We start from the raw sequence: 25,694 nt of genomic DNA on the forward strand, positions 1-25,694 counted from the left end.
CTTGCCGGAACCCGAGATCGATTTCGAAACCGCCCTCGACGAGCTCGAGCAGATCGTCGTCGACCTGGAGCGCGGCGAGCCCGCCCTGGCCTCCGCCCTGGCCAAGTACGAGCGCGGCGTCGGACTCCTCGCCCGCTGCCACGGCCTCCTCGACGGCGCGGAGCGGACTGTTGCTGTTCTCTCGGGGGTCGACGACGAGGGACACCCCCAGACCTCGCCCTTCGACACCACCGCCACCGCCGACCGGGCCCGCCCCGAAACGAAAGCCAAACCCAAGGCCTCGGACGATGGGATCCCGTTCTGATTTCGGGGTTCGAGGCCCCTGCTCCACCAAAATTCGCCGCGTCGTGTGAGTCCGATTCAACGACGAGTTGTGGGACGTTCTCGCGTTACGCGATGACCTGCGATTCGGGCAGCTTTAACCCTTCTGGCGAATAGACTTCTTTAGGAATAAGTCGTGTGCCGCCGAGGATCGATAAATGGCACTGGAATGGACCTCCACACCCCGGATGCTCGAACCGGCCATAACGCGAAGCGGCCAAACTCACCATGACCGATCCGCAGAACAGGCATCGGCCCGGCGACTGACGACCACGACGCCACATCAGGACGGCATCGTAGTAGGCCAGCTTCGAAGCCTCGCGTTCGTCATCCCCGTAACCGAGAGGGCCATGAGGGCCATAGGTGATGCGGTATTCCGACTTGCGATCGCGCGACCTCCATGATCGGGCCTCGGCGATGATCTCAGCGGGGTTGGGAATGGACTCCGCGAGCGAGACGCCGTCGCACGGCCAGCACCCGCAGGGCCACTCGATCAGAGTAACTTGCTCGAGCATATCATAAACGCGGATTGTGTCTTTGAATGCGCGGTGAGTGCTGCACAATCCACACTCGAAGGATAAATCAAAGGAAAAACTCATCGTCATCCTTCCCGACGCCCGATGGCAAAGGCCAGCGGAGTGGGCCTCCCGGCAGACGACGAACGGGACACAGAATCCAATGTTGATATTTTCCACAAAGGAACGTCGGAGCCGTTGCGGGAAGACATCAGTCGCCAGCGGCCCCGGGAAGCGATCTCGTGATAGCCTCTTCGAGTCGCTCGAGTCTCCACCAACTCGGCCCATTCGCATCGGCCTCGATTCGGATGGAGCCATCACTTGCGCGACGAACACGGATCTCGACGTCGATGACCGCGCCACCGACGTCGATCGCGGTGACCGACGGAGGGGCGTCGACGAGACTGATGAGATCGTCGAGGGGTCGCCGCCGCCATCGCTCCAACTCGGCGGCCAGAGTCGCATACGCCAGCGTGCGGTCCAAAGGTATGCCTCTCCGAATCACGCAATGACCCAGCTCACCCGTCGATCGGAAGCAGTCCGAAAGGCACAATCACGGATCGCCCGTGCGCACCCCGGAGATCGAGGACATCACCTCGATTCGATTCGGACCGATGTTCAAACCTTTGTCGCACCTTCGGGGCTTGGGAGAGGGGCTGGCTGGATGCCGCTCGCACTCCCGGGGCTCATTGAGCCCCGGAGGGGCGGCAGGATGGGGTTCAGCCGGCAACGCGAACTCTCGGGATTGGATCTCTTCGAATACCCTGGAGCCCGAAAGGGTTAGCAAAGCATCGTCGTCTCGGCCCCCTTATTTTATTTACTTAAGAGAACAAATCTCACACCAAAAGTCCACCCACACCAACCTGCCACGTCGCGACAAAGCCCTCGACAAAGTGCCCAAATGGTTCCCCTCCGCCGCGACCGAAGGCTCCCCATTCGCGAGCCTGTGCCCGAAAGCCACAAAGGGACGCCCCTTGCGGCGAAGGCGCCGGGATAATAAAGTGTCCGGGCCTGCTCGACCGGTGATCGAGGCTCCCCCCCTCGAGGCCCGGGGGACTTCCGGTCCGCCTCCCCAACTTTGCGTCACAAAGTTTTTTGCGGAGCCGTGTGGACAATCGCGGGCCAATTGTCAACAATAGGCGAAGTCGGTCAGTGGCCCCGTGGTGGGATGTTCAGGGGGCGCGCAGGGACGACGTGCCGCTCCGCCATCGGACTGCCGCTCGAAATTATTGGCCCATGATGACTTCCACGTCGATCGAAAGATCCCGGCTCGCCGAGCACATCGGGGAGGCCCGAAGGCGGGTCGACGAAGCCCTCGGGGCCTACCTACCGGGTCCGTCGGAGGACCCGACGGCGGCCTGCCCGCCGCGACTGGCCGAGGCGATGAGGTACAGCCTGCTCGGGGGCGGGAAGCGTCTCCGGCCGATCCTGTGCCTGCTCGCGGCCGAGGCCTGCGGCGCGGAGCCGGACGTCGCGATGCCCGCCGCCTGCTCGCTCGAACTGGTGCATACGTATTCGTTGATTCACGACGACCTGCCGGCGATGGACGACGACGACCTGAGGCGGGGACGGCCGACCTGCCACAAGGCGTTCGACGAGGCGACGGCGGTCCTCGCGGGCGACGGCCTCCTGACCCTGGCGTTCGAGCTGATCGCGGCCCACATCCGGCCGGCCGGCGCGGCGGCCGCGTGCATCCTGGCCCTGGCCGAAGGGGCGGGACCTGCGGGGATGGTCGGCGGGCAGATGGCCGACCTCCAGGCGGAAGGGCGGACGGACGCCACACTCGAGGCCCTCGAGGCGATCCACAGGCGAAAGACCGGAGCCCTGCTCCGCGCCTCGCTCCGGCTCGGCGGCCTCGTCGCCGGGGCCGATGAGGCGATCCTGAGGGCGCTCGACGTCTATGGACATGCGGTGGGGCTCGCCTTCCAGATCGTCGACGACTTGCTCGACGTCGAGGGGGACGAGACGAAGCTGGGAAAACGGGTCGGGAAGGATTCCGAGTTAGGAAAGTGGACGTATCCCGGTTTATTGGGAGTGGAAGGGAGTCGCCGACGGGCCCGACAGTTGGCCGAAGAGGCCGTCGATGCCCTCGGGCCGCTGGGGAGTCGAGGAGATCGGTTGCGGGCGTTGGCCCTGGATCTTTTGGAAAGGGATCGCTAGATGAGCAGCACGATGTTGCCCAGGATCGGGTCGCCGGCTGACCTGAAGTCGCTCTCCGAGACGGAACTCGGGCAGCTCGCCGCCGAGATGCGCGAGGAGCTCATCGGCGTCGTCGGTCGGCGCGCGGCCCACTTCGCCAGCAACCTGGGCGTCGTGGAGCTCTGCCTCGCCCTCCACCTCTCCTTCGACTTCGCGAAAGACCGCCTGATCTGGGACACCGGGCACCAGATCTACCCCCACAAGCTCATCACCGGCCGCGCCGCCGAGCTGCACACGATCCGGACCAAGGGTGGCCTGATGGGCTACCCCAACCCGGCCGAGAGCGTGTACGACCTGTTCATGACCGGCCACGCCGGCTGTGCCCCGTCGACCGCCCTGGGCCTGAAGGCCGGCGACGACCTGGTCGGCCACCCCGAACGCCACTCGGTCGCCGTCATCGGCGACGGCGCGTTCCCCTCGGGGATCGTCTTCGAGGCGCTCAACAACGCCGGGGGCCTGCGGAAGAAGTTCCTGGTCATCCTCAACGATAACAAGATGTCGATCTGTCCGCGCGTCGGCGGCCTGGCCTACTACCTGGACAAGGCCCGCATGACGCCGATGTACAGCGACTGGAACAAGCGGGTCCGCAAGCTCCTGCCGACGATCCCCCTGGTCGGCGACCAGGCCGAGCGCTGGCTCCAGCAGATGAAGGACGCGATCAAGGCGTCGGTCCACGGCGGGATGCTCTTCGAGGAGCTCGGCTTCACCTACATCGGCCCGATCGACGGCCACGACCTCCACACGCTCCACGCCTACCTCGAGAAGGTCAAGGCGATGGACGGCCCGGTCCTCCTCCACGTCCTGACCGACAAGGGACACGGCTTCGAGCCGGCGGTCAAAGATCCGGTCAAGTACCACGCCCCCGCCCCGTTCCAGCGGGTCGAGGACGGGATCATCCCGCTCAAGACCTCGTCGACGAAGGCGTACACCGACGCCGTCAGCGCGGCGCTCTTCGCCGCCATGCAGCGCGACTCCAAGGTCGCCGTCCTGACGGCCGCGATGTGCGAGGGGAACAAGCTCCAGAAGATCCGCGACACCTTCCCCGACCGCTTCTTCGACACCGGGATCTGCGAGAGCCACGCCGTCGCCTTCGCCGCGGGGATGGCCAAGGCCGGGGCCCGGCCCGTCGTCGACATCTACAGCACGTTCCTCCAGCGCTCCTTCGACCAGATCTTCCAGGAGGTCTCGCTCCAGGACCTCCCGGTCGTCTTCACGCTCGACCGAGGCGGCCTGGTCGGGTCCGATGGGCCGACGCACCACGGCACCTACGACCTCGCCTACATGCGGATGTTCCCGAACATGGTCGTCATGGCGCCCGGCGACGAGAAAGACGTCGCGCCGATGATCGAGTTCGCCCTGGGCCACAGCTCCCCCGTCTCGGTCCGCTACCCCAAGGCGAACCTCGAGACGATCGAGCGCGAGGTCCAGCCGATCGAGCTCGGACAGGCCGAGGTCCTCGAGTGGGAGACCGACGGGATGTTCCTGGCCTGCGGCACGCTCGTGAGCGACTGCCTCCGCGCCGCGGAGCGACTCCGGGAAGAGCACGGGCTGCGAGTCGGCGTGGTCAACGCCCGGTTCGCCAAGCCGATCGACAAGGCGATCACGCTCAAGGCCATCGAGGAATGCGGCTTCGTCATCACGGTCGAAGAGGGCTGCCTCCCCGGTGGCTTCGGCTCGGCCGTGCTCGAGGTCGCCAGCGATGCGGGGCTTTCGACCGCGCACGTCCGGCGACTCGGACTGCCCGACCGCTTCGTGCTCCACGCGGAGCGTGACGAACAGCTCGCGGAGGTCGGCCTGGACGTCGACGGGATCACCCGCTCGGCGCTCGAGCTCGCTCGGACGCTCGGACTGCCCGCCGTCCTCGCCGAGGACGGCCAGGCCTGTGCCACCTGAACCCGGGGACGGGAGCGGGCCCACCGGCGCCGCAGGCCCTCGACCATTCCCCCCGGCCGGCTCCGCCGCGACTCCGGAGTTCCATCCCTCGGTGACCACGGGCCTCGACCCCATGGGGAATCAACCCTCCTCCGCGCCCGCCAAGGCGAAAGCCTTGCCGTCGCTGAACGTGGTCATCCTGGGCAACGGCACGAAGCCGGACGTCCACGTGCAGGCCCGTCGGCTCGCCGATGCGCTCGCCGATCACCCGTCGATCATGCTCTCGGGGATCGACCTCGCCCCCGACACCGACCTCTCCAAGCTCTCGGCCGACATCGCCCTGGTCCTCGGCGGCGACGGCACCGTGCTGCACGCCGCCAGGCGGATGGGCGACTCCCCCACGCCCGTGGTGGGCGTCAACCTCGGCCGCCTCGGATTCCTTGCCGACCTCACCCCCGACGGGTTCCTCGAGCGGCTCGGCGACCTGGCCGAGCGTCGGTACACGATCGACAACTTGATGACCCTCTCGTGTACCCTGGCGCCCCAATCGGGCCCGACCCGAGAGTTCCGAGGCCTCAACGACGTGGTGCTCCGCGCCGCGCCGTTTTTCCACCTGCTCGAGATCGGCCTGTCGATCGATGGCGAGGGGGTCATGACCTACCGGGGCGACGGCCTGATCTTGGCCACACCAGTCGGCTCGACGGCGCACAGCCTCTCGGCCGGTGGCCCGATCCTGCCGCCGAACGCCCACATGTTCGTGGTCACGCCGCTCTGCCCTCACACCCTGACCCAGCGCCCGCTGGTCGACAGCACGCACAAGGTTTTCGAGATGATCCCGCTCGCGAGCGGCGTGGCGACCGTGCTCGTGATCGACGGCCAGGTCCAGGTCCCCGTCGCCTGCGGCGACCGCGTCATCGTGCGCCGAGGCCAGACCCCCTTCCCCATGGTCCGCCTCCCCGGCCACAGCTTCTATCGTACCCTCCGCGACAAGCTCGGCTGGGGCACGGCCCCCCCCGGCGACCGGGGTGTCCACCCCTGATCAGCGTTTCGGCTTGCGCCAACGGTCCGCCGCGACCAGCAGTCGACCCAGCGGGAGTTCGAATCCGGGCAGGTGGGCCGTCTGATGCGTCCCACCCTCTTGTATGACAAGCTCACCCTCCGCGCCGGGCCGGTCGCGAAACACCGTCAGGGTCCGGCGGAACCGGTCGATGAGCCAGTACTCCGACACGCCGATCGCCAGGTACTCACGACGCTTCTCCTCATAGTCACGCAGCCAGTCCCGGCGGCCTCGGGACACGAACTCCACCACGATCGTCGGCACCTCCACCAAGGGGTCGGGCAGCCGGCCGAGGCCAGCCCAGATCACGCGATCCGTACGTCGTCGGCTCGTGGGGGTCGTACGGACATACTCTTCCATCACCGTCGCGTCGAGGGATGCCCCTTGCGGGTCTTGGTCCCTGTACAGGCGGAGTTGATGGCCCAGTTCCTCGTTCGGGTCGCGCTCAGCCTTGGACGCGAAGGGGCTCACGACGAGAACTCCGCGAACGAGCTCGTACCGGTAGCGGTCGTCGAAGTCGACTAGGGCCTCGAATTCCTCCGGCGACATCAACAAGCCCGCGGAGGATGGGCCAACCCTCGGCATGGATTTGATTTTGGACTTGCCCATTTCAACATTCCCGGACAACAAAGCAGGCTAAAACCATGTCCCCGATTTTTCAAATCTCAACAACCTCTGGTGCCAAGGGCACGCAGCAACACCTTCATCCACCCGAACCGGCGAGAAAGCAAGCCACCGATGGCCGCGAATAGAACTTGCGGCAAAGAATAGGTTGCCACGACAACGCCGGTGTAAAACGCGTAATACAACCACCAGGATTCTATTTCCCCAACGGCCGACTGAAGCGGCAAAATAACGTAACCTTCGAAATTCGAACTTATTTCGTAAAGAAATTCATTGATTCCCCACCAAACCACCAACACTGCGATTATGCCAAAAACCAAGAAGCCAAGAAGAAAAGGTCGAAGATTTCCGTAAAGCCCGAATAAAATACCCCCAAAAACCAAACAATTTATCATTGGCAACATACCGCAAACAAAAATCTCATATTTTAAAATACCACAAGCGTACCCGTTCATGTACCTACTTTCCGGGCCCAAGCACCGCAAAAAATTAACATCAAGAGCCACTACAGCCGCTACGACCATATACCAACGGAGTTCCAAACTAAGAATACGCAAAGATTTCATTTTTATCGAACTACGTATTTGGAAGCCTTTCGAAGACGACCGTTTTTCGACAGAGCTTCGCCCAAGTCGTCAGCGAATGAGTCTTGCAGGGCCAAATCGAAGAAGATTCACTCGCGGTCGCTTCGGGCTTGTATTGGAGGAATGCGGCCCGATGATCAACGATCATAACACCGCTCATCGCGATCGCTTCGATTCCTTCCAACGATTGGCCGCGGCCAGGAGACGACCCAGCGGGAGCTCGAAACCGGGCAGGTGATCGGTCCGATAGGTCTCGCTCTCTTTCACGACGAACTCGCCTCCTGCACCGGGCCGGTCGCGATACACCGTCAAGGTCCGGCGGAACCGGTCGATCACCCAGTACTCCTGCACTCCGATCGACAGGTACTCCCGACGCTTCTCTTCGTAGTCCCGCAGCCAGTCCCGGCGACCGCGGGACACGAACTCCACCACGATCGTCGGCACGTCCACCGAGGGGTCGGGCAGTCGGCCGAGGCCGGCCCAGATCACGCGGTCCGGTCGTCGGCGACCCTGGGGAGTCTGGAGGTATTGTTCGTAGAGGGTCGCGTCAAGGCTCTGACCCTGGGGATGCTGGCTCTGATAGAGGCGGAGGAGGAACTCCAGCTCGCCGTTCGGGTCGCACTCGGCCCTGGACGCGAAAGGACTCACGACGAGGACTCCGCGGACGAGCTCGTACCGGTAGCGGTCGTCGAAGTCGTCGATGGCGTCGAACTCCTCCGGGGACATCAACAGTCCCGCGGAGGACGGGCCGACTCGGGGCAGGGACTTGGTCTTTGTCTTGGATGTGCTCATCCCGAGGACCCTCGAGGAGACGAGGACGAGTGACCTCCGACGATGCTATCGTACCGCGTGACTCCCCAGTACGTCTCGGGGATCTCGGCGGATCATTGCGTGGAGTCCGGGCGCGAGGATCGCCGGGATCCGATGGAGCGGAAGATCCCCTTCAGGGCGTCGGAGGTATAGGGGAGGGGTTCCAGGGAGAAGCGAGGATAGGCGATCGGCCCCTGGGCGCGGATGACCAGGAGTTGGCCGCTGGCCTCGCGAGACATTTCGCTCAAGTAGGGGACGTGGACGCGGTCGCGGCCGTAGAGGGGCTTGAAGCGGAGGTCGAGGTCCCCCTGGATGCCCATCGTCCCCTCGCCCTGGAGGCTGAAGGCGTTGCCGGTGAGCTTGATCGGGTCGAGCACCGACTCGCCGCCTCGGATGGTGATATAAACGTCGGCCGAGTCGAACATGGTCTTGGTCGCGGCGGAGTTGTTCAGCCGCTTGACCAGGCGGAGCAGGACGGGAAGCTCGCCGAGGTCGCCCTCCTTGACGTGGGCCTCGCCCTTCCCCTGGAGGCTGTGGAGGTCGCTGCCCATGCCGCTGAGCTCGAGCTTGGCGAAGACGAGGCCGCGGAACGTCTGCTTGCCCGGGAGGGTCTTGGCATAGCGTTGGAGGTCGGCGCCGACGACGGAGAGGTTCGAGGAGTAGCTCGGCGTCGCGTCGAGCGTGAGGTCGAACTGGCCTTCGATCGTGCCCCCGAGGAGCTTCCCTCTCACGTTGCTGAGCTGGGCCTTGCCCCGCTCGACGTGGAAGGGGGTCTCGAGCGAGGTCACCTGCTGGCCGACCAGGTTGATGCTATCGAGCTTGAGGATGCCGTGGACCTCGATCGCCTTGCCGTCGAACTTCCCTCGGACGTTGTCGAGTTGTCCCTGGATGTGCTCGAGGGGGACCCCGGCCAGGATCGAGTTGTCGATGAAGACGACCAGGGCGTGATCCCAATCGCACTGGACGAGGTTTCCGGGACCCGCCCAGCTCAGCCCGAGGTTCCCCTCGACCCTGCGGATCGGATGCCCCTCGTCGATCTTCTGGGCGAACTGGGCCATGATCGGCGGCATCATCTTGCGGAGTTCGGCGTCGAGCCGGAGGTCGAGGGCCTGGAACTGCGCGACCCTGAGCGCGAACCGCCCGTCGGGCTCGACCTTGACCTTACCGTTGTCGAACTGGACCGGCGACCCGTTGAACCGGAAGCCGACCTCGCGCATCACGACGAGTCCGTCGTCGTAGGTGAACTCGCCCTTGACCTTCTCCATGCGGAGCCCGAACGTCCCGCCGGGGTCGACGGGGAGTTTCGGCGGGCGGGTGAACTTGAGGTCGACGAGGGTCTCGGGCCTGGGGTTGACGACCATGTGGTAGCGATCGGGTTTACCCGGCTCGATGTGGATCCGGGCGTCGACGTCGCTCGCGCCGACCGGGTTCAGCGTCTCCCACGACTTCCGCCAGGCGAACGGGAGCGAGCGGTACAACTGGTCGTTGAAGGGGAGGTTCTTGGCGTTCAGGTGCAAGTCGACGAGGAGCGGATCGCCTTTCCCTTTGTCCGGGCGCGGGCCGGGGGGCGTGGGGAGTTTGTTGACGCTCCCGCTGCCGGTGAGCTCCGCCTGGCCGTTCGTGCCGTGGATGTTCTTGAACTCCCAGCGATCGGGGTGCAGTTCGAGCTGCCCGGTGAGGTTGCTCACGGGGTACGGCATCTTGACCCACTTCATCGTGCAGTCGCCCTTGAGGTCGAGATACGCGTCGATGGCGACCTTGCCGGCGGGGGGCTCGGTGGGGAGGGTACGCGTCCGCTCGACGTGGGCACGGCCCCCGACCGTACCGGTCGGGTTGAACTCCTGGACGACCTTGCGGATGTCGGGGGGGATCGCGTTGAGCAACGTCTTGTCGACCGGGAGGGACTCCCCCTCGAAGTCGATGTTCACGTGGCCATACGGGCCGGGGTTGTCGATCGTCCCCGTGGCAGTCAACGGCTTGTTCCCGACCAGCGTCTGGACGTTGAAGCGGATCTGTTTCTTCTCGAAGGTGATCTCGCCTCGGATATGGTCGACGGGATATTTGAAGTCGCGGAAGAGCATCGAGACGTCGAGGCAGTTGACCTTCCAGGCGAACCCGACCCGCCCCCCTTCGCGTTCCCTGACGAGATTGACCGCCGCGCTGATCCGGCCGCCGGGAGAGTAGACGTCCCAGAGCTCGGCAAACTCGGGCGGGGTCCGGTCCTTCAGCCGCTTGTCGAGTTCGAGGTTGAGGATCACGAGCTTGAGGTCGAACGGGGCCCTCGCGGGGTCTCCCAGGGTGATCCGTCCCCCCGCGACTCGGACGGTCGTCGGGCCGTTGTAGCCCTCGGCCCGATCGATGGTCAGGAGGCCGTCGCGGACGGAGAGGTTGGCCGAGAGCTCGTTGATCGGGAACGGGAGCTTGGGGCAGCTCACCACCCCCGAGCGGATCTGCGCCGAGGCCTGATAGCGGATGGCGGGCTTGGCCTGGGGGTCGTAGATCACGTGGCCGACCTGGAGGTCGACCTCGCCGCTGAGGAGCTTGAACTGGTCGCGCGCCGGCCGGAATTCGGCGGGGATTCGCTGGCGCAAGGTCTCCGAAACCGCCAGCCGCCCGAGGTCGCCGCCGAAGATCACCCGGCCCGAGACGCGGTCGACCGTCCCCTTCAGGTGCAACCGCTCGAACGCATCGCCCTTGGCCGACCCTTCGAACGCCAGGATGTCCGGCCCGTCGGGCTCGATCTTGATCGTGACCTCGCGGAGGATCGCGACGGACTTGCTCGTCTTATCCTCGATCAGCTCGACGGTCCCGTTCTGGATGATGACCGGGGGCGCGCCCTTGATCGGCGGGGCCGGCCAGGGATTCGCCAGGAGGTTCTGGACGTTCCAGGTCCCGTCGTCCCGCCGGGTCAGCCTCAAGGTCGGCTGCGCCACGACAACCTCGCGCGGCACGAATCGACGCTTGAGCACCGCATAGGGGTCGTGTCGGATGTGCAACCAGGGGATCCGCAAGGTCAGGAACGGCGTCCCGTCGACCATCTGGAGGACCTGGAGCTTCTCCAGGCTGATCTCTCCCAGGAACGGGCGCACCCGGAGCCGCCCGAGCTCGACCTGCGAGCCCGGCAAGTAGCGCGGGGCGTGGGCCTTGATCAGGCCCCCGAGCGTCTCGCCGTCGGTCACGTAGAAGTACGCGAACCCGATCATGCCGGCCAGGCTGGTCAGGAGGAAGAACGTCCCCCAGAAGAGCAACTTCCCCAAGCGGATCCGGAACCGCATCGCCCTGGCCTCCTTCCCTGGAGGGACCGCGAGGTCCGCGAGAATAATAATCGAAAAACAAGAATTTCTCTTACAAGATCAATTCAACAAAGGACGATCGCTATCGATCAGGGGCCGGCGTATCATCCGATCGAGGCCGACCGCGGCCATGGCCATGGCCGGCACGGCGGCGGGGATCCGGTATCGCATGGAGGAGGCGAACGCCATGTGCAGGGCGCAGAAATAAAAGAGGGGCCCGGCCAGGAGCATGAGGGCCCTCGGGTCGCGTCGGCGGTCCCAGAGCCCCTGGGCCAGGAGCCCGAACAGGGGCAAGGTCACGAGCGCACTGGCCAGGGCGACGGTCGTCGACCGGAACGAGTCCGCGTTGGGCCAAGGGCTCCAGTACCGCCCGAGCTTGACCAGGGCGAGCCATGAAGCTCGGCCGGGGTTCTCGAGGGCGAACGCCACCGCACGGTCGCGGAGGACGGCGTCCTGCGTCTCCTCGTCGAGCGGCCAGAGGTCGGGATCGGTGAGGAAATCCATGTCGCTCGCGCCCGTCGCCTTGGGGTTCAGCCCATCGTAGAGGCTCGCCCCCATCCAGATCGCGGTCGGCACGAACTTGCCGTAGATCGTCGCGTTTCGCGCCCACCACGGCCCCATCGCGAGCACCACGCCGAGCACCACGAGCGCCGAGCCTCGCAATGCGGCCACTCTCCCCCCTCGGCCGCTCGCCAGGAACCAGGCCGCGAGCATCGCCGGGACGAACGGCGCCCACGAGGGTCGGACGAGCACCGCCGCCCCCGACGCCAACCCCGTCCCCAACGCCCAGGCCCAGGCGCGACGCGGCGGAGTCGTGGTCCCCGGCGCCGACCAGAGGACCGCCAAGCCCCAGAGTGCCCCGAGCATCAGCGGGATGAAGAGCGCCTCGGACAGGAGCAACGCCGAGGTCACCACCCCATACGGCTCGACGGCCGTCAGCGCGGCCGCCAGCAGGGGCACCGACCACCTGCGGGGCCGATCCTCCCCACGAGACGGGACCACTCGCGCGGCCAGGCGATACACGAGGTAGACCGACAGGACGCCGAGCAAGGCCTGGACCAGTCGGACCGCGATCGGCCGATCGCCGAAGATCGCCCGGCAGGCCGCCAGGAAGAGCGGGTATCCCGGCGTCCGGAGCGCGAAGTGGGGGATGTCCCCCCACTCGACGATCTCGTAGGGCCTCCCGTGTCGGATCGCCCCGGCGAGCATCCAGTAGTAGTCCGTGTCGGGGAAGACGCACAACCTCTCCTGTCCTGCCCGCTGGGTATACCACTCGACCACGTCGGCCGCCACCATCCGCAGGCCCAAGGCCAATTCCAGGATCAGCGGCAACGACGCAAACCGATCGATCGCCCGGAGTTGAGGCTCGGATTCCGGCATGGGGCCACGCTTCGACTTCGAGAGGGGTGCCGATCCCAGGAGGATGTCTCGGAAAGGAGCAGGATCGTACGCCAAAGCGACGCCGAGGGTCAACCGCAACCTCACTCAACGCGTGCGAACAAGTGGGTCGCTTGAGCAAACTGGGCAAACCTCATTCGCAGCGGGGCCAACCCCGCGTGTGAGACTCTCCGGCCCCACGTTCACGGATGATCGGGACGCACGGAGCACCCTATTCCAGACTTGATACGGGAACCATTGCGATGATGGATGGACCGATTTCAAGGAGGCCTGCGCGGGATTCTCGAGGATGCCGGAATGGCCCCGACACATTCCGGGAGGATCCTCGTATTGAGCCTTGAAGAGAAGACGGCCCGAGCCATGCGAGTGGGCTCACACGAGTGCCGAACCGTCCAACCATGCGGGCATGATTCCGCCTGCATCCGTCTTGAATCGCCACACACCCACGATCTTCCGCGCGTATTGACATCACCCGTCGAGGCGCGTCGGCGGGCGTGCGCCCCGTGCCGAGTCCCCGGACGGCCGCACGAACGCGTCGCCTTGAAACCTCCCTGCCGGGGATCCCTGTCCATGAAATCGCGATTCGACCCGAAGCTCAACGGCCTTCCCTACCGGAACGGCTCCTTCAAGTTCAAGGTCGGTCCCGCCAGTTGTTCCGTGCTCTGCGGCGGCATTTCGTATACGGCCATGGACTATTTCGACACGGGGATCAAGCCCCCCGAGTCGTCGAAGACGCCGGTCGACGGCAACCCGATGGAGACCTACCTCTATCGACGCCAGATGACCGCCCACTTCTACACCTGGCACCGGTTCCTCAACGCGTGGTCGGTCTCCCACATCCCCTTGCTTGGGGGCCTCGCCGGCGAACAGGACAAGGTCGAGGAGCTCGACAACTATCTCGCGTCACGCCCCGTCATCATCTGCCTCTACGGCGGGCCGGGCCACGGGCACCACGTGATCGCGACCGGGTGCGACCGTGCCCGCAAGGAGATCTCCCTCTACGACTCCAACCACCCGGGCGTGACCTCGAAGCTCACCGCCGAGGACGGTCACTGGAGGCACGACCAGTCCAACACCCTGTGGTACGGCTGGTTCATGGACTGGGGACAGTACACCGACGGCGACCGCCAACCCCCGCTGGCCTATCGCTACTGCCGGACCTGCCACGGGCTGAACACCCACAGCCTCGGCGTCGAAGGGGTATGCGTCGGAGGCGGCGGGCACGACAACAACCTCGACCTCGAGTATTTCCTGCCTTGGGAGCGGGGTGAAGGCCAGGGCGGTTGGACCGTCTGCTCGCGATGCCAGGGCCTCTACCGCCAGGACTCGTCGACGCCCATGTGCCCCTCGGGCGGCCTGCACTTCCCCCAGGCTCAGAACCCCAACTGGAAAGAGGTCAGGATCAGGACCAACGGCTCCGGCGAAACCAACTGGAAACGTTGCAACGCCTGCACCAGCCTCTTCTGGACCAGTCCCAACGGCGACACCGGCCAATGCGTCGGCGGCGGCAAGCACGACCCGACCGGAAGCGATAGCTACATCATCGACAACCGCACGACCTGACCGCCTAGGAATCGTGCAAGTCGAGGGAATCCGTTGACGCCCCGCAGACGCCGGGCCGCCCTTCCCCCCCTGGATCCTCCGACGCCAAGCCCCCCTCCCCCCCTGGAACCGATCGCCCCGCGTCGTCTCCTCGACGCGGGCGATCCAGTCCGAACGGCCACCTTCCGCACGAAACACGGCCCGAAGGCCCGATCTCTCGAGATCCAAGGACCGAGGACCTCCGTCCCGACCGGGACGGACGCCCCGCCCCGGACCCCGACGACCTCCGACTCGGGTCCCGACCCGACTTTCGTCCTCCGCCCCTTCTCTCGAGAGGATTCGATCATGGCTGGCGTCATCCCTGCCCCCGGCGGTGCCCCTTGCCGATGGAAACGGATTTCATCTCATCGAATGACCAGGCCGTCCTCTTCATGAACTTCGCCGTCAACCACACCGAGCTACAGCCCGAACACGAAGCGTTCATCAAGAACATCCTGGTCCCCCATTACATCAACCAGATCGAAGCCCTTGGCTTCCAGGACCGGACAATTACGCTCCACCCGGTCGGCAAGGCGAGCGCCACCGGCCCGAGCGACAACAACAAGACGCTCTCGCTCGGCCGTGCCAACGCCGTCGGGGCCTGCGTCAAGACGCACTTCGACGCCCAGAAGTCGCGAGGGCGGATCGCCAAGGACGTCGAAGTCGTCGTCCGGCCGGTCGCCGAAGGCGACGCCGAGGAGCGAGGATTGCTGGGGCCGAACGCCAACAAGATCCCGCAGAAGCTGCTGGAATCGAAGTCGAACCAGTTCCGCTCGGTCTTGCTGTCGATGCGGACCCGGCACATCGTCATCGACGACGACGAGAAAATCTTCTGCCGCCAGATCCTCAACGTGAAGCTCACGGTCACCAAGGTCCCGGCGAATCTACTCGAGCAGAAGATCAACGAGCTCCAGGGAAAGATCCCCCCCGAGCTCATGGCCTCGATGAAGGAATTCTTCGACTCGGTCAAAGGCCTGGCCAAGACGATCGCCGAGCAGCTCCTGACGGCCGCCGAGTTCACGGCGCCCGAGCTCTTCATCATCTTCAAGGGCGTCGACTTCGTCGTGCCCAGCGACATCGCGCTCCAGTTCGAGTTCAAGGACTCGCGAGGCCGACGGAAGACGTACAACTTCACCGGGAGCGCGAACAAGATCGACATCAATGCCATCGAGGTCTTCTGCCAGATCCTCAGCGTCCTCAAGTGGCTCACCCGACTGCCGGAGGGGCTCCAGGAGTTGGAGAAAGAGGTGGAAGAGGGCGGCAAGAAGCTCAACCTCACCCATCAACAGATCGACGTGCTCAAGGGCGGCATCGATAAGGCGAAGAAGGTCGCCGGCAACGCCAAGAAGATCTTCGACGCGATCACGGCGCCGAAGAGCCTCTTCCGGACGATCTTCGGAGACGGGGTCGCCGACCTGATCATCAAGGCGGTCAACTCCGGGTCGAACGCGATCCTGGGGGAGGGCGAAGCGGCCACCGAGTTCGCGCTCGTCGGATTCGAGTCGAAAGGAGTCTTCGATATCTTCTCATTCGCCGGGGTGGCACGCACCCTGACCCAGGAGACGATCGGCTCCCCCACCACCGTCGCCTTGGACTTCGCCGCCCGCCACAACGTGTCGCTTCTCGGATTTCAGGCCCACGTCCTTCTCCAGCGCAAGTGGTCGCTGGGCTTCACACTCAAGTCGTTCGAGACCAGTAACGGGCTGTTGAAACCGACCTGACGATGCTCCAGAGGCCCGAAACAGGATCGTCGTGGAGAGGGCTCCCCTGACCAGAGCCGGCACGCCCCTGGGCGTCGACGCCGCCCCTCCAATTGAACAATTAAATAAATTATAATTCCAAAACAGAATCAATTCTCAAGGATTCTCACTCGGGTTTCTTTGGGCCTTCGTGCCTTTGTGGCAACCCCAAGACTCCTCGACCGGACTGGGCCCGGAGAGTTCACCGCGAAGTGACTGGCAGACACCATTGCGGAGGGAGACGACGATCAGGCGTCGGCCTTGGCGCGGTCTCGCTTGGGGGCGGCGTCGGTGGTGTTGTTCTTGATCTGCTCGCACGCCGATTCGGCCTGCTTGCGGACGGAGGCGCTCGGGTCTTCGCGGAGGCGTTCGAGGGCGGGGATGGCGTCCTTGGCGTTGCGGCCGGCGAGGCCGAGGAATTTGCTGGCGAGGAGGCGGACGTTCTCCTGGTCGGACTCGAGCTGCTTGACGAGTTCGGGGAGCGACTTCACGTCGGGGCCTCGGCGCTCGTAGCGACGGAGCATCCGCTCGGCGGCGGCGGCGTTCTCCTTCTTGCCGGCGAGGAGGATGATGTCGGGGATGAAGAGGGCCCCTTGGGGGCCGAGGCGTTGGATCGCGCGGGAGGCCGCGCGGCGGACGTCGGGCTTGTCGTCGCGGAGCACCTTGCCGAGATGGGGCCTCAAGACCTCGGCGTCGAGTCCCAGGCTTCCCAGGGCGAGCGTGCCGGCGACCCGGACCTCGGGCATCGCGGCGTCGAGGAGCGGCGTCAGCCGGGGGAAGGCGGGCTGGGCGGCCTTGCCGAGCTTGCCGAGCGTCTGGGCGGCCGTCAGGCGGAGTTCGGGCATCGGGTCTTCGAGCATCGAGCTGAGCGCGGGGACGGCCTCGGCGGCCCCCTGGCCGTGGCTGCCGATCATCTCGGCGGCGGCGAGCCGTACGCCGGAATCCGGGAAACTCAGCTTCCCGATCACGAGGGGCAAGGCCTTCTGGCCGAGCGGCCCCAGGGACCGGATGATGTCGATCGACTGCCGCTGCACGCGGGGGTCGGCGTCGTCGAGCCGCCCCATGAGGTCATCCAGGAGTTGGGCGTCGCGCGGGGAGGACTGGGAGAGGATGCCGATGGCCTGGATCCGGATGTCGGCGGACTCGTCCTTCAGGAGCCCGCGGACCGCGGGCGTGGCCTCTCGGGCACGAGGGCCGAGGAACCCGAGGGCGTTGAGGAAGGCCGCCTTCACCTTCGGGTCCGGATCGCCGAGCCCGGCGGCCAGCTTGGGGACGATCCCGGGGGCGAGCGGGCGGATCTGCCCGAGGGCCAGGGCGGCACCTTGTCGGACTCGGGGCTCGGGGGCGTTGAGCGACTCCGTCAAGGGTGCCACGATCGGCCGGCCGATCTGCACCAGGGCCCCGGCGATCGCATCGATCCGGCCCTTCGGGTTCGGCAAGGCGGCGAGCAGCCGAGGGGCGGCGTCGGGGCCGAGCTTCCCGAGGAGGTACGCGGCGTGGCGGGCCACCCCGTCGGAATCCGCCGTGAGGAGTGTTTCGAGGTCGGGTGCCAGCGTCGACAGCAGGCGGCGGTCGCTCGCGACCCAGTCGACCGCGGCCCGGCGCACCGTTTCATCGCCGTGGCGGAGGTTTTCCTCGAGGATCGGCAGGGCAACGTCGTCGGCCGTCGCGAGCCTCGACAGGGCGTGCAAGGCGGCCGCCCGCACGGACGGATCGGCGTCATTCGCGCACGTCAGGACCGCCTGGAGGCCGGCGCCTTTGAGCAAAGGGGTTGCGCCGAGGGCTTCGACCGCTCGGGCGCGGACGACTTTCTCCTGGCCCGAGGCCGCGGCGATGAGAGGCTCGACGGCGGGGGCACCGATCCTGCCGAGCGCGAGGGTGGCCTCGTGGCCGATCCGCTCGCTCTTGTCTCCGAGCCGACGGACCAGGTCGGGGATCGCGGCCTCGGCGTCGGGCCCGATCCGCCCGAGGGCCATGATCACCTCGGCCCGGACCCCCTCCTTCCGTTCGTCGAGCAGGCCGCGCAACGGTTCCACCGCGGGCTTGCCCACGGCAGCCAGGGCGAGTGCCGCGCGATAGTCCTGGTGCGAGGCCTCGCTCCCCCTGCCCCCGATGTCGCTCTTGAGGGACTGGACGAGCGCGGGGACGGCGGGCTCGGCATCGTGGCCGAGCGCGGTGAGGGCGTCGAAGACGGCCAGGCGGACCTGGCCGTCCTTGTCCTTCAGCAGGATCTCGGAGAGCGTCGGCAACGCCTCGCGCTGGGAGGCCTTGCCGGCCGTCTTGAGCCGGACCGCGGCGGCGCGACGGACTTCGACGTCCGCCGACTTCAGCTTCTCGATCAGGGCCGCCGGACGTTCCTGCGCCGACCCGTCCTGGGCCCGGGCCGTCCCGCGAACGGCGGGCGAGGCGCAGAGGGCGGCCGCCAGGATCGCCCGATTCAGCTTACGACTCCACACGGAGACACTCCTTCATGACACACGCTCGTGGATGCCACCGGGGTCGGCTTCGGGGAGAGGCGAGGCGGGAGCGGGGGCGGATCGGGTTCGGGACCGATCCTGAAACGCGTTTATTCTTGAAGACCGAGTCTTAAGTAGGGTGGGCACCGCCCACCGCCACGGTGGAAGGCTGGTGGGCGGTCCCCACCCTACGAGAGGCAACCGAGTTTCTATGGAAGTCGTTGCTGCCATCCCAGGAGGGTCGTCGGCGTCGAGCGGGGCAGAAACCCGGTTTTTCAGGAAAACCGGGTTTCGAGAAAGACGCTCAGGCCAGGAGGCCTGGGAGCGGCTCGGTGCTGTCACCGAAGCCGTCGACCGGGACGCCGGCTTGCTGGAGCATGGCCAGGAGGAGGTTCGACATCGGCGTCTCGGCCCGGCACTCGAGGTGCTGGCCGGAGCGGAACGTCCCTCCCCCCTTCCCGACCACGATCACCGGCAGGTTGACGTGGTCGTGGCGGTCGCCGTCGCTGATGCCGCTGCCGAAGAGGACCATCGAGTTGTCCAGGAGGGTCGTCCCGTTCGCCTCCTCGATGCCCATCATCTTCTCGACCATGTAGCCGAGGATCGAGACGTGGTAGCGGTCGATCTCGCGGAGCTTCCGGTTCTTCTCTTCCTCGTTGCCGTGGTGGGAGAGTTCGTGGTGGCCGTCGGTGAAGCCGAGCCAGGGGTAATTCCGGTCGGTCGCTTCCTTGGTCACCATGAACGACGACGCCCGGGTGCTGTCGGTCTGGAAGGCCAGGACCGTCAGGTCGCACATCAGCCGGAGGTGCACGTCGAAGTCTTCGGGGATGCCCGCGGGCCGATCGAACCCGTTGCCCGGCAGCGTGACCGAGGCGGTCGTCGCGGCGCTCTGGATCCGCCGTTCGACCTCGCGGACGCCGGTCAGGTACTGGTCGAGCTTCCGCTGGTCGGTCTTCGCGACGCGGCCGCGGACCCGCTTGGCGTCGTCGAGGACGTAGTCGAGCATGCTCTTGCGGTAGAAGTCGCGGTCGGCGACGGTGGCCTGCGTGAGGCTGTTGCTCCCCTGGGTGAACAGCCGGTCGAACACGACCTTGGGGTTCATCTCGTAGGGGGCGGGCGACGAGGGCGTCCGCCAGGAGATGTGGGTCTTATAAGTCCCGCTATACCCGAAGGCGTTGCCGGAGCGGGCCGACTCGCAGCCGAGCTCGAGGCTGGGGAACCGCGTCTCGTTGCCGACGTGCCGGGAGTAGAGCTGGTCGGCGGAGATGCCGACGCGGACGGCGTCCTGCGTCTTGTAGGCCTGCGAGCCGGTCAGGAAGCTCGCGGCCCCCTGGCCGTGGCCGCAACCTTCGCTGTCGCCGTTGGTGAGCGCGGTGTTGTGCGTCAGGCCGTGGAACGTGTTGAGATACTCGCGGGCGAACGAGAGCGGGCGGAGCGTCTCGGGCAGGTCGACGAGCGGCCCTCCGGCCTTCGGGAACCAGGTCGGGAGGTGGACGCCGTTGGGGACGTACCAGAACGACATCCGGACCGGCGGCGTCGCCGTCTTCCCGGCCGCGTGGGCGACGGTCGCGAGGCTCTCCATCCAGGGGAGTGCCAGGGCAGCACCCATCCCGCGGAGCAAGGTTCGACGGGTCAGTTGATTGGCCATGTCATCCTTCTCCCAACAGTGACGCGAGAGGTGCGGGCGGGGCCGACGCTCGAGGCCGAGACGCCGGGGACGGACGGTGTGGTGCCGAAAGGTGGAAGAGGATCACCTGGCGACCCCCCGATACTGGAACGCTTGGCTCTCCACGATCCCGAACAGGATCGTGCGGATCCGGTAGTCGTCGTGGGCGAGCTGGTCGCGGATACTCTCGACGGTGCAGTAGTCGTAGGCCTCCAGCCCGCGACCCAGCCCATAGGTTAACATGTTCTCGATCAGGCAGCGCGTGAATTTCTTCGTGGCCGTCGCCCCGAGGAGCTGTTTCAATTCCCGGACATCGGCGAATTTCCGCCCCCCGATCAGCTCCCCGGACGGGTCGATCGGGAACTCGCCGTCCATGGATCGCCAACGCCCGACGGCGTCGTAGTTCTCCAGGGCGAAGCCGAGCGGGTCCATCTGCTGGTGGCACGAGGCACATTCGGGGTTCTTGCGGTGGACCTCCATCCGCTCGCGGAGCGTGGCGACGTCGGAGGCCTGCTTGCTCTCGTCCAGCTTCGGGACGTCGGGCGGAGGCGGAGGCGGGGGCGTCCCCAGGAGCTGCTGGAGAATCCACTGCCCGCGCTTCACCGGCGAGGTCCGGTTCGGGTTCGACGTCAGGGTGAGGACGCTCGCCTGGGTCAACACGCCCCCTCGACGCCGATCGACGAGCGGGACCCGGCGGAAGTCGTCCCCCTTGACCCCCTCGATCCCGTAGTGCCGCGCCAGGGTCTCGTTCACGAACGTGTAGTCCGAGTCGAGCAGGTCCAGGGCGCTTCGGTCGGACCGCAGGAGATACCCAAGGTATTGCTCGGTCTCCTGCCGCATCGCCTTCCGCAGCGGCTCGTCGAAGCTCGGGAAGAGGGCCGCGTCTCGCGCCACCCCGCCGAGCTTGCGGAGCTGGAGCCACTGGCCGGCGAAGTTCTCGACGAAGGCGTTGGACTTCGGGTCCTCGAGCATCCGGACGACCTGCTGCCGCAGGTGCCCTCGCAACGTCCCCGCGCGGGCCTCGTCGAAGAGGGCGTCGTCGGGCATGCTGCTCCAGAGGAAGTACGAGAGGCGGTTCGCCAACTCGTACTCGGTCAGCGGCCGATCCTCGCGCGACTCCTCGGGCTCGACGAGGAAGAGGAACTGCGGGGAGGCGAGCACCGTCGTCAGCGCGACCTGCACCGAGCGTTCGAAGCTCTCGCCCCGGTCGTCGGCGAGGCGGAAGATCCGCAGGATTCGATCGACCTCGTCGGGCGGCACCGGCCGGCGGAAGGCCCGCTCGGCAAACCGAGTGATCACCTGCCGGGCCGCGTCGAGCCTCGCCTGGTCGCCGAAGCCGGGCGAGACGCTAAGGATCCGTCGGTGCGACTCGGGGAGCGTCTCGGCCTTGAGGGCGACGGGGCCTCGGACGACCATCGAGTCGACGTGAAGGCCGCGATCACCGCCGTAGCGCTGGTCGCCGCTGACGTTGGCACCGACCTCCTTCGGTCGGGCGACGTTGGGGCCGTCCAACTGGCCGGGGGCGAGCGAGACGTGGACCTGCCCGTCCCCTTCGGCGACCGTCAACCAGTAGCGATAGACGACCGTCTCGTCCTGGACGCGGACGGCGTCGACCGTCCGGCGGTCCTTCCCGAACCCGATCACCAGCCGAGGGGGCGGGACCCCTTCGTCGATGCCGACGCGGACCAGGCTGAAGTCGGCCAGATACCGCCCCGGCTTCAGCGTGTGCTCGAACTCCACCGGCTTGTCCGGCGGGAGTGGGTACGTCTTCAAGCCGATCAGCTCGATCGGCGGCATCCCGTCGACGTCGGGCAGGACGATCGCCTTGTTCAGGGCGACCTCGGCCGCGTCGAGGTACTTCTCCACGTGCACGGGCGAGATGTTCAGCGCCGAGCCGACGTTGTCGAACCCGTACCCGATGTCGTCGACGGGGAAGGTGTCCGCGAGCCGGAGGTCGACGCCGAGCAGGTCCCGGGTCGTGTTGTTGTACTCCTGCCGATTCAAGCGGCGGATCACCACCGGCGACGAGCTCGACTGCTGGCCGCACTGGGCGGCGAGGAAGTCGTTCTCGATCCAGGCGATGATCCCTTCTTTCTCCTTCACCGACGGTTGGACGCTGTCGGCCGGCGGCATGATGTGCCCCTCGACCGCGTCCAGCACCCGGAGCCAGGTCTGTCCGTCCTTCACCGCCGACACCTGCGAGTCGAAGCGGTCCAGGGCGATCCCCGCCTCCGCCTCCTCCTGCGAATGGCACTCGATGCAATACTTCTCGAGCAGCGGCAGGACCTGCTTCTGATAAGGGTCACGCGACTCCGGCTCCTCGGCCGTCGCCGCCGAGGGGCCGACAATCGTCGTGATTGCGAGCAAGAGGGCGAGCATCGACGCGATAGCCGCCGTCGCCATACCATACGCTACGCACTTGATCGGGAGCCTCGTCATCGTCGTGAGTGCCTCTCGCTCGACGGCCCGGAGACGCTTTCCGAAAAGCCCGGCGCAAGCCGAACTCCAGATTTATCAATGAGGAGCGACGATCTCGCCCTCCGTAACTTCGCCAGGCTCTGCGGTATCCTGAACGTGCAAAGGCGGAAGCATGCAATCGGCGGAAAATCGGGGACCGGTCAAACCCCGGGGAACCCTCGGGGCGCAACGGCAGGGCAGCGATCTTGAATAGGCGATGATGGCCGGAATTTCGTCCCGCGCCTACACCGCGATTTCTTCAGGTTCCTTAACACAAGGAGATCTCCTAATATTTTCGGCCTCCGGAGACTCATCGCAAAGGCGGTGTGTCCCTGGCTTTTGCCGGATCTCCTCCGAGGACGCCGACGCTCCAAACGGTGCGACGACCGTCGCGAGGGCCTTGCCGGAGAGGTGGCGACTCAGGAATGATTTCATGGTCAGAGAGACGCAACGTCCGAGGTGATGGACGGACCGGGCCTCACGACCTTGCCCACGCTTTGGGATGATCGCCGATGAATCGGACCGGCTTGCGGATTCGGCAGGGGGTCGGCCTGGCCGCCCTGTTGGGGATGATGGTCGTCGGGGTAAGGGCCGACGAGGTCGTCCCGGCGAAGGGTTCATATGAAGCGGTCGCGGCGGGCCTGGAGCCTTGGATCGCGGCCGAGGTCGAGGCCAAGGGCCTCCCCGCGCTCTCGATCGCGCTGATCGACGACCAGGAGATCGTCTGGGCCCGCGGGTTCGGGCTCGCGAACCCGGCCGAGAAGACCCCGGCGACGGCCGACACCCCCTATCGCGTCGGGTCGGTCTCGAAGCTCTTCACCGACCTGGCCGTGATGCAGCTCGTCGAGCAGGAGAAGCTCGACCTCGACGCCCCGGTGAACGCCGTCCTGCCGGGCTTCGCCCCCAAAAATCCGTTCGACGTGCCGGTCACGCTCCGCCAGCTCATGTCCCACCGCTCGGGGCTCGTCCGCGAGCCACCGGTCGGCCACTACTTCGACCCGACCTCCCCCTCGATGGCCGAGACCGTCAAGAGCCTCAACACCACGACGCTCGTATCCAAGCCGGGCACCCGGACGAAGTACTCCAACGCCGGCGTCACGGTCGTCGGCGCGGCCCTGGAGGCGGCTCGCGGGGAGCCGTTCGCCCGATCGATCCAGCGGACGCTGTTCGAGCCGCTCGGCATGTCGCGGTCGAGCTTCGAGCCCGACCCCGAGTTGGCTAAGCAGTTGGCCCGGGGGATGATGTGGAGTTACGACGGGCAGACGATCACCAACCCGACGTTCCTGCTCGGGACCGGCCCGGCGGGCAACCTCGTCTCGACGGTCTCGGACCTCGGCCGGTTCCTCAGCGCTTTGTTCGCCGATGGCCGGGGGATCGTGCGTCCCGAGACCTTCCGGTCGATGCTCGCGCCCCAGTTCGCCAAGCCCGGCGAGACCTCCGAGTTCGGCCTCGGGTTCGCGATCTCCGAGCTGGACGGCACGCGCCGGATCGGCCACAACGGGGCCGTCTACGGGTTCGCGTCGGAGCTCTCGGCCTTGCCGGATGAGAAACTCGGCGTCGTCGTGATCGCCTCGAGAGACTGCGCCAACGGCATCACCCAGCGGATCGCCGTCGCCGCCCTCCGGCAGATGCGGGCGGCCCGAGAGGGAAAAGCCCTCCCCGCGCTGGCAATGACCACGACGGTCCCGCCCGAGCAGGCCCGGCGTCTCGAGGGACGATATGCGGGAGAGCAAGCGCAAGTCGACGTCTACGCGAGGGGCGACACACTCTTCGTCGCCCCGGCCTTCGGCGGCCGTCGGCTCGAGGTCCGCGCGTCGGGCGACCGGCTTGTGGTCGACGACCGGCTATTCTACGGCCCCCCGGTCGCCCTCCAGGGCGAGTCGTTGCTCCTGGGACGCGAGACCTTCAAGCGACTGGAGATCCCCAAGCCGGCCCCCTGCCCCGCCCGCTGGGACGGCCTGATCGGCGAATACGGCTGGGACCACGACATCCTCTACATCCTCGAGAAAGGCGGGAAGCTCCACGCCTTGATCGAGTGGTTCTTCGAGTACCCGCTGACCGAGGAAGGGCCCGATCGTTTCCGCTTCCCCGACTGGGGCCTGTATGAGGGCGAGACCCTGACTTTCCACCGCGACTCGGCCGGCGACGCGACCAAGGTCGACGCCGCGGGCGTCCCCTTCCTGCGCCGGAAGCTGGACGGCGAGGGGGGGAAGACGTACAAGGTCAACCCACCCCGGCCGGTCGACGTCGTCCGCGCCGAGATCGCATCCGCCAAGCCGCCCGTCGAACGGGGTGAGTTCCGCGCGGCCGACCTCGTCGACCTCGCCACGCTGGATCCCTCGATCCACTTCGACATCCGCTACGCGACCACCAACAACTTCCTCGGCGTCCCCTTCTACACGACCGCCCGCGCCCTGCTCCAGCGCCCGGCCGCCGACGCCCTCCTCAAGGCCCACAAGGCGCTCGCCAAGGAGGGCTACGGCCTCCTGATCCACGACGCCTACCGCCCCTGGCACGTCACCAAGCTCTTCTGGGATGCCACCCCCGAATCCGCCCACGGCTTCGTGGCCAACCCCGCCAAGGGCTCGAAGCACAACCGGGGCTGCGCCATCGACCTGAGCTTCTACGACCTCGCGACCGGCAAGCCCGCCGTCATGGTCGGCGGCTACGACGAGTTCTCACCCCGCTCCTACCCCGACTACCCCGGCGGCACCTCCCTCCAGCGCCGGCAACGCGAGCTCCTCCGCCGCAGGATGGAGGCCGAGGGCTTCACCGTCAACCCATTCGAATGGTGGCACTTCGACTTCAAGGACTGGGCCAAGTACCCGATCCTCGACGTCCCGTTTGAAGAGCTACAGTAGTGCGACTCGTATTCGAGTCTTTCTCATCAGATTTTTTTTCAGAATACCCTCTTACACGCCCGACGCGCAAGCGAGTTATTCTTCTCCGATTTTTATGGGAAGATTCACTCGCTTGCGCTTCGGGCCTGAATTGAAGCCTACGTTCCGCACATCCGGCATTCAATTTCTCCGAATTTCCGGCGGTCGCCACGTCAGCGGTTATAAGCCGCCGTCATTCGCAACAGGCTCAGGAGCCTGCGCTGCAGCGGACTCAGTTCCGTC

General features: G+C 66.3%; 16 protein-coding genes. 7 read left to right on the forward strand and 9 right to left on the reverse strand.

Annotated elements, in window-relative coordinates; all coding sequences use genetic code 11:
- Window position 1 precedes the first annotated feature (1 nt).
- Window positions 2-304: an exodeoxyribonuclease VII small subunit gene (gene xseB / locus ACYOEI_RS39805; protein WP_462856173.1), complete on the forward strand. Its 303-nt coding sequence runs from the start codon at window positions 2-4 to the stop codon at window positions 302-304.
- 85 nt (window positions 305-389) lie between these two features.
- Here xseB and ACYOEI_RS39810 read toward each other — a convergent pair whose 3' ends face one another.
- Complete coding sequence (locus ACYOEI_RS39810) at window positions 390-920, reverse strand: hypothetical protein (protein ID WP_462856174.1); 531 nt, start codon at window positions 918-920, stop codon at window positions 390-392.
- Between the two features lie 1,152 nt (window positions 921-2,072).
- Here ACYOEI_RS39810 and ACYOEI_RS39815 point away from each other — a divergent pair.
- The 3 genes from ACYOEI_RS39815 to ACYOEI_RS39825 are packed head-to-tail and all read left to right on the forward strand — an operon-like array spanning window position 2,073 to window position 5,946.
- On the forward strand, window positions 2,073-2,996 hold the full coding sequence (locus tag ACYOEI_RS39815) for a polyprenyl synthetase family protein (RefSeq protein ID WP_462856175.1): 924 nt from the start codon (window positions 2,073-2,075) through the stop codon (window positions 2,994-2,996).
- Complete coding sequence (gene dxs, locus ACYOEI_RS39820) at window positions 2,997-4,928, forward strand: 1-deoxy-D-xylulose-5-phosphate synthase (protein ID WP_462856177.1); 1,932 nt, start codon at window positions 2,997-2,999, stop codon at window positions 4,926-4,928.
- Window positions 4,918-5,946, forward strand: a complete 1,029-nt coding sequence (locus ACYOEI_RS39825; protein WP_462856178.1) for an NAD(+)/NADH kinase — start codon at window positions 4,918-4,920, stop codon at window positions 5,944-5,946. Before dxs ends, ACYOEI_RS39825 begins: the two co-directional genes overlap by 11 nt.
- Here the strand turns inward: ACYOEI_RS39825 and ACYOEI_RS39830 are convergent, their stop codons facing one another.
- The 5 genes from ACYOEI_RS39830 to ACYOEI_RS39850 form a co-directional block, all read right to left on the reverse strand.
- Window positions 5,947-6,573 carry a Uma2 family endonuclease gene (locus tag ACYOEI_RS39830; protein ID WP_462856179.1) on the reverse strand — a complete coding sequence of 209 codons (627 nt, stop codon included), beginning with the start codon at window positions 6,571-6,573 and terminating at the stop codon, window positions 5,947-5,949. It lies immediately after the preceding gene.
- Between the two features lie 56 nt (window positions 6,574-6,629).
- Entirely contained in the window at window positions 6,630-7,043 is a 414-nt protein-coding gene (locus tag ACYOEI_RS39835; protein ID WP_462856181.1) for a hypothetical protein, read from the reverse strand.
- Window positions 7,044-7,328: 285 nt separating this feature from the next.
- Window positions 7,329-7,964 (reverse strand): Uma2 family endonuclease, encoded by a 636-nt coding sequence (locus tag ACYOEI_RS39840; protein WP_462856182.1) that lies wholly within the window; start codon window positions 7,962-7,964, stop codon window positions 7,329-7,331.
- Between the two features lie 92 nt (window positions 7,965-8,056).
- Window positions 8,057-11,257 carry an AsmA family protein gene (locus ACYOEI_RS39845; RefSeq protein WP_462856185.1) on the reverse strand — a complete coding sequence of 1,067 codons (3,201 nt, stop codon included), beginning with the start codon at window positions 11,255-11,257 and terminating at the stop codon, window positions 8,057-8,059.
- A gap of 78 nt (window positions 11,258-11,335) precedes the next feature.
- Window positions 11,336-12,655 carry a glycosyltransferase family 39 protein gene (locus ACYOEI_RS39850; RefSeq protein ID WP_462856186.1) on the reverse strand — a complete coding sequence of 440 codons (1,320 nt, stop codon included), beginning with the start codon at window positions 12,653-12,655 and terminating at the stop codon, window positions 11,336-11,338.
- A 588-nt stretch (window positions 12,656-13,243) separates the two neighbouring features.
- Between ACYOEI_RS39850 and ACYOEI_RS39855 the strand changes: the two genes are divergently transcribed.
- Complete coding sequence (locus tag ACYOEI_RS39855; protein WP_462856187.1) at window positions 13,244-14,236, forward strand: hypothetical protein; 993 nt, start codon at window positions 13,244-13,246, stop codon at window positions 14,234-14,236.
- Between the two features lie 365 nt (window positions 14,237-14,601).
- On the forward strand, window positions 14,602-15,975 hold the full coding sequence (locus tag ACYOEI_RS39860; RefSeq protein ID WP_462856189.1) for an OmpA family protein: 1,374 nt from the start codon (window positions 14,602-14,604) through the stop codon (window positions 15,973-15,975).
- A gap of 266 nt (window positions 15,976-16,241) precedes the next feature.
- Here the strand turns inward: ACYOEI_RS39860 and ACYOEI_RS39865 are convergent, their stop codons facing one another.
- The 3 genes from ACYOEI_RS39865 to ACYOEI_RS39875 form a co-directional block, all read right to left on the reverse strand.
- Window positions 16,242-18,449, reverse strand: a complete 2,208-nt coding sequence (locus tag ACYOEI_RS39865; RefSeq protein WP_462856190.1) for a HEAT repeat domain-containing protein — start codon at window positions 18,447-18,449, stop codon at window positions 16,242-16,244.
- A gap of 304 nt (window positions 18,450-18,753) precedes the next feature.
- Window positions 18,754-20,097 carry a DUF1552 domain-containing protein gene (locus ACYOEI_RS39870; RefSeq protein WP_462856192.1) on the reverse strand — a complete coding sequence of 448 codons (1,344 nt, stop codon included), beginning with the start codon at window positions 20,095-20,097 and terminating at the stop codon, window positions 18,754-18,756.
- 102 nt (window positions 20,098-20,199) lie between these two features.
- Entirely contained in the window at window positions 20,200-22,554 is a 2,355-nt protein-coding gene (locus ACYOEI_RS39875; protein ID WP_462856193.1) for a DUF1592 domain-containing protein, read from the reverse strand.
- Window positions 22,555-23,084: 530 nt separating this feature from the next.
- On the opposite strand from ACYOEI_RS39875, the gene ACYOEI_RS39880 reads away from it, so the two are divergent.
- Entirely contained in the window at window positions 23,085-25,433 is a 2,349-nt protein-coding gene (locus ACYOEI_RS39880) for a serine hydrolase (RefSeq protein WP_462856195.1), read from the forward strand.
- Window positions 25,434-25,694: the final 261 nt, after the last annotated feature.

This window comes from Singulisphaera rosea, from assembly GCF_054877945.1.

Coding starts and splice junctions, on each gene's coding strand:
- ACYOEI_RS39840 (WP_462856182.1), bottom strand. CDS start 7,964: ATGAGCACATCCAAGACAAAGACCAAGTCCCTGCCCCGAGTCGGCCCG.
- ACYOEI_RS39875 (WP_462856193.1), bottom strand. CDS start 22,554: ATGACGAGGCTCCCGATCAAGTGCGTAGCGTATGGTATGGCGACGGCG.
- ACYOEI_RS39870 (WP_462856192.1), bottom strand. CDS start 20,097: ATGGCCAATCAACTGACCCGTCGAACCTTGCTCCGCGGGATGGGTGCT.
- ACYOEI_RS39835 (WP_462856181.1), bottom strand. CDS start 7,043: ATGAACGGGTACGCTTGTGGTATTTTAAAATATGAGATTTTTGTTTGC.
- ACYOEI_RS39855 (WP_462856187.1), top strand. CDS start 13,244: ATGAAATCGCGATTCGACCCGAAGCTCAACGGCCTTCCCTACCGGAAC.
- ACYOEI_RS39860 (WP_462856189.1), top strand. CDS start 14,602: ATGGAAACGGATTTCATCTCATCGAATGACCAGGCCGTCCTCTTCATG.
- ACYOEI_RS39845 (WP_462856185.1), bottom strand. CDS start 11,257: ATGCGGTTCCGGATCCGCTTGGGGAAGTTGCTCTTCTGGGGGACGTTC.
- ACYOEI_RS39810 (WP_462856174.1), bottom strand. CDS start 920: ATGAGTTTTTCCTTTGATTTATCCTTCGAGTGTGGATTGTGCAGCACT.
- ACYOEI_RS39815 (WP_462856175.1), top strand. CDS start 2,073: ATGATGACTTCCACGTCGATCGAAAGATCCCGGCTCGCCGAGCACATC.
- dxs (WP_462856177.1), top strand. CDS start 2,997: ATGAGCAGCACGATGTTGCCCAGGATCGGGTCGCCGGCTGACCTGAAG.
- ACYOEI_RS39850 (WP_462856186.1), bottom strand. CDS start 12,655: ATGCCGGAATCCGAGCCTCAACTCCGGGCGATCGATCGGTTTGCGTCG.
- ACYOEI_RS39880 (WP_462856195.1), top strand. CDS start 23,085: ATGAATCGGACCGGCTTGCGGATTCGGCAGGGGGTCGGCCTGGCCGCC.
- ACYOEI_RS39830 (WP_462856179.1), bottom strand. CDS start 6,573: ATGGGCAAGTCCAAAATCAAATCCATGCCGAGGGTTGGCCCATCCTCC.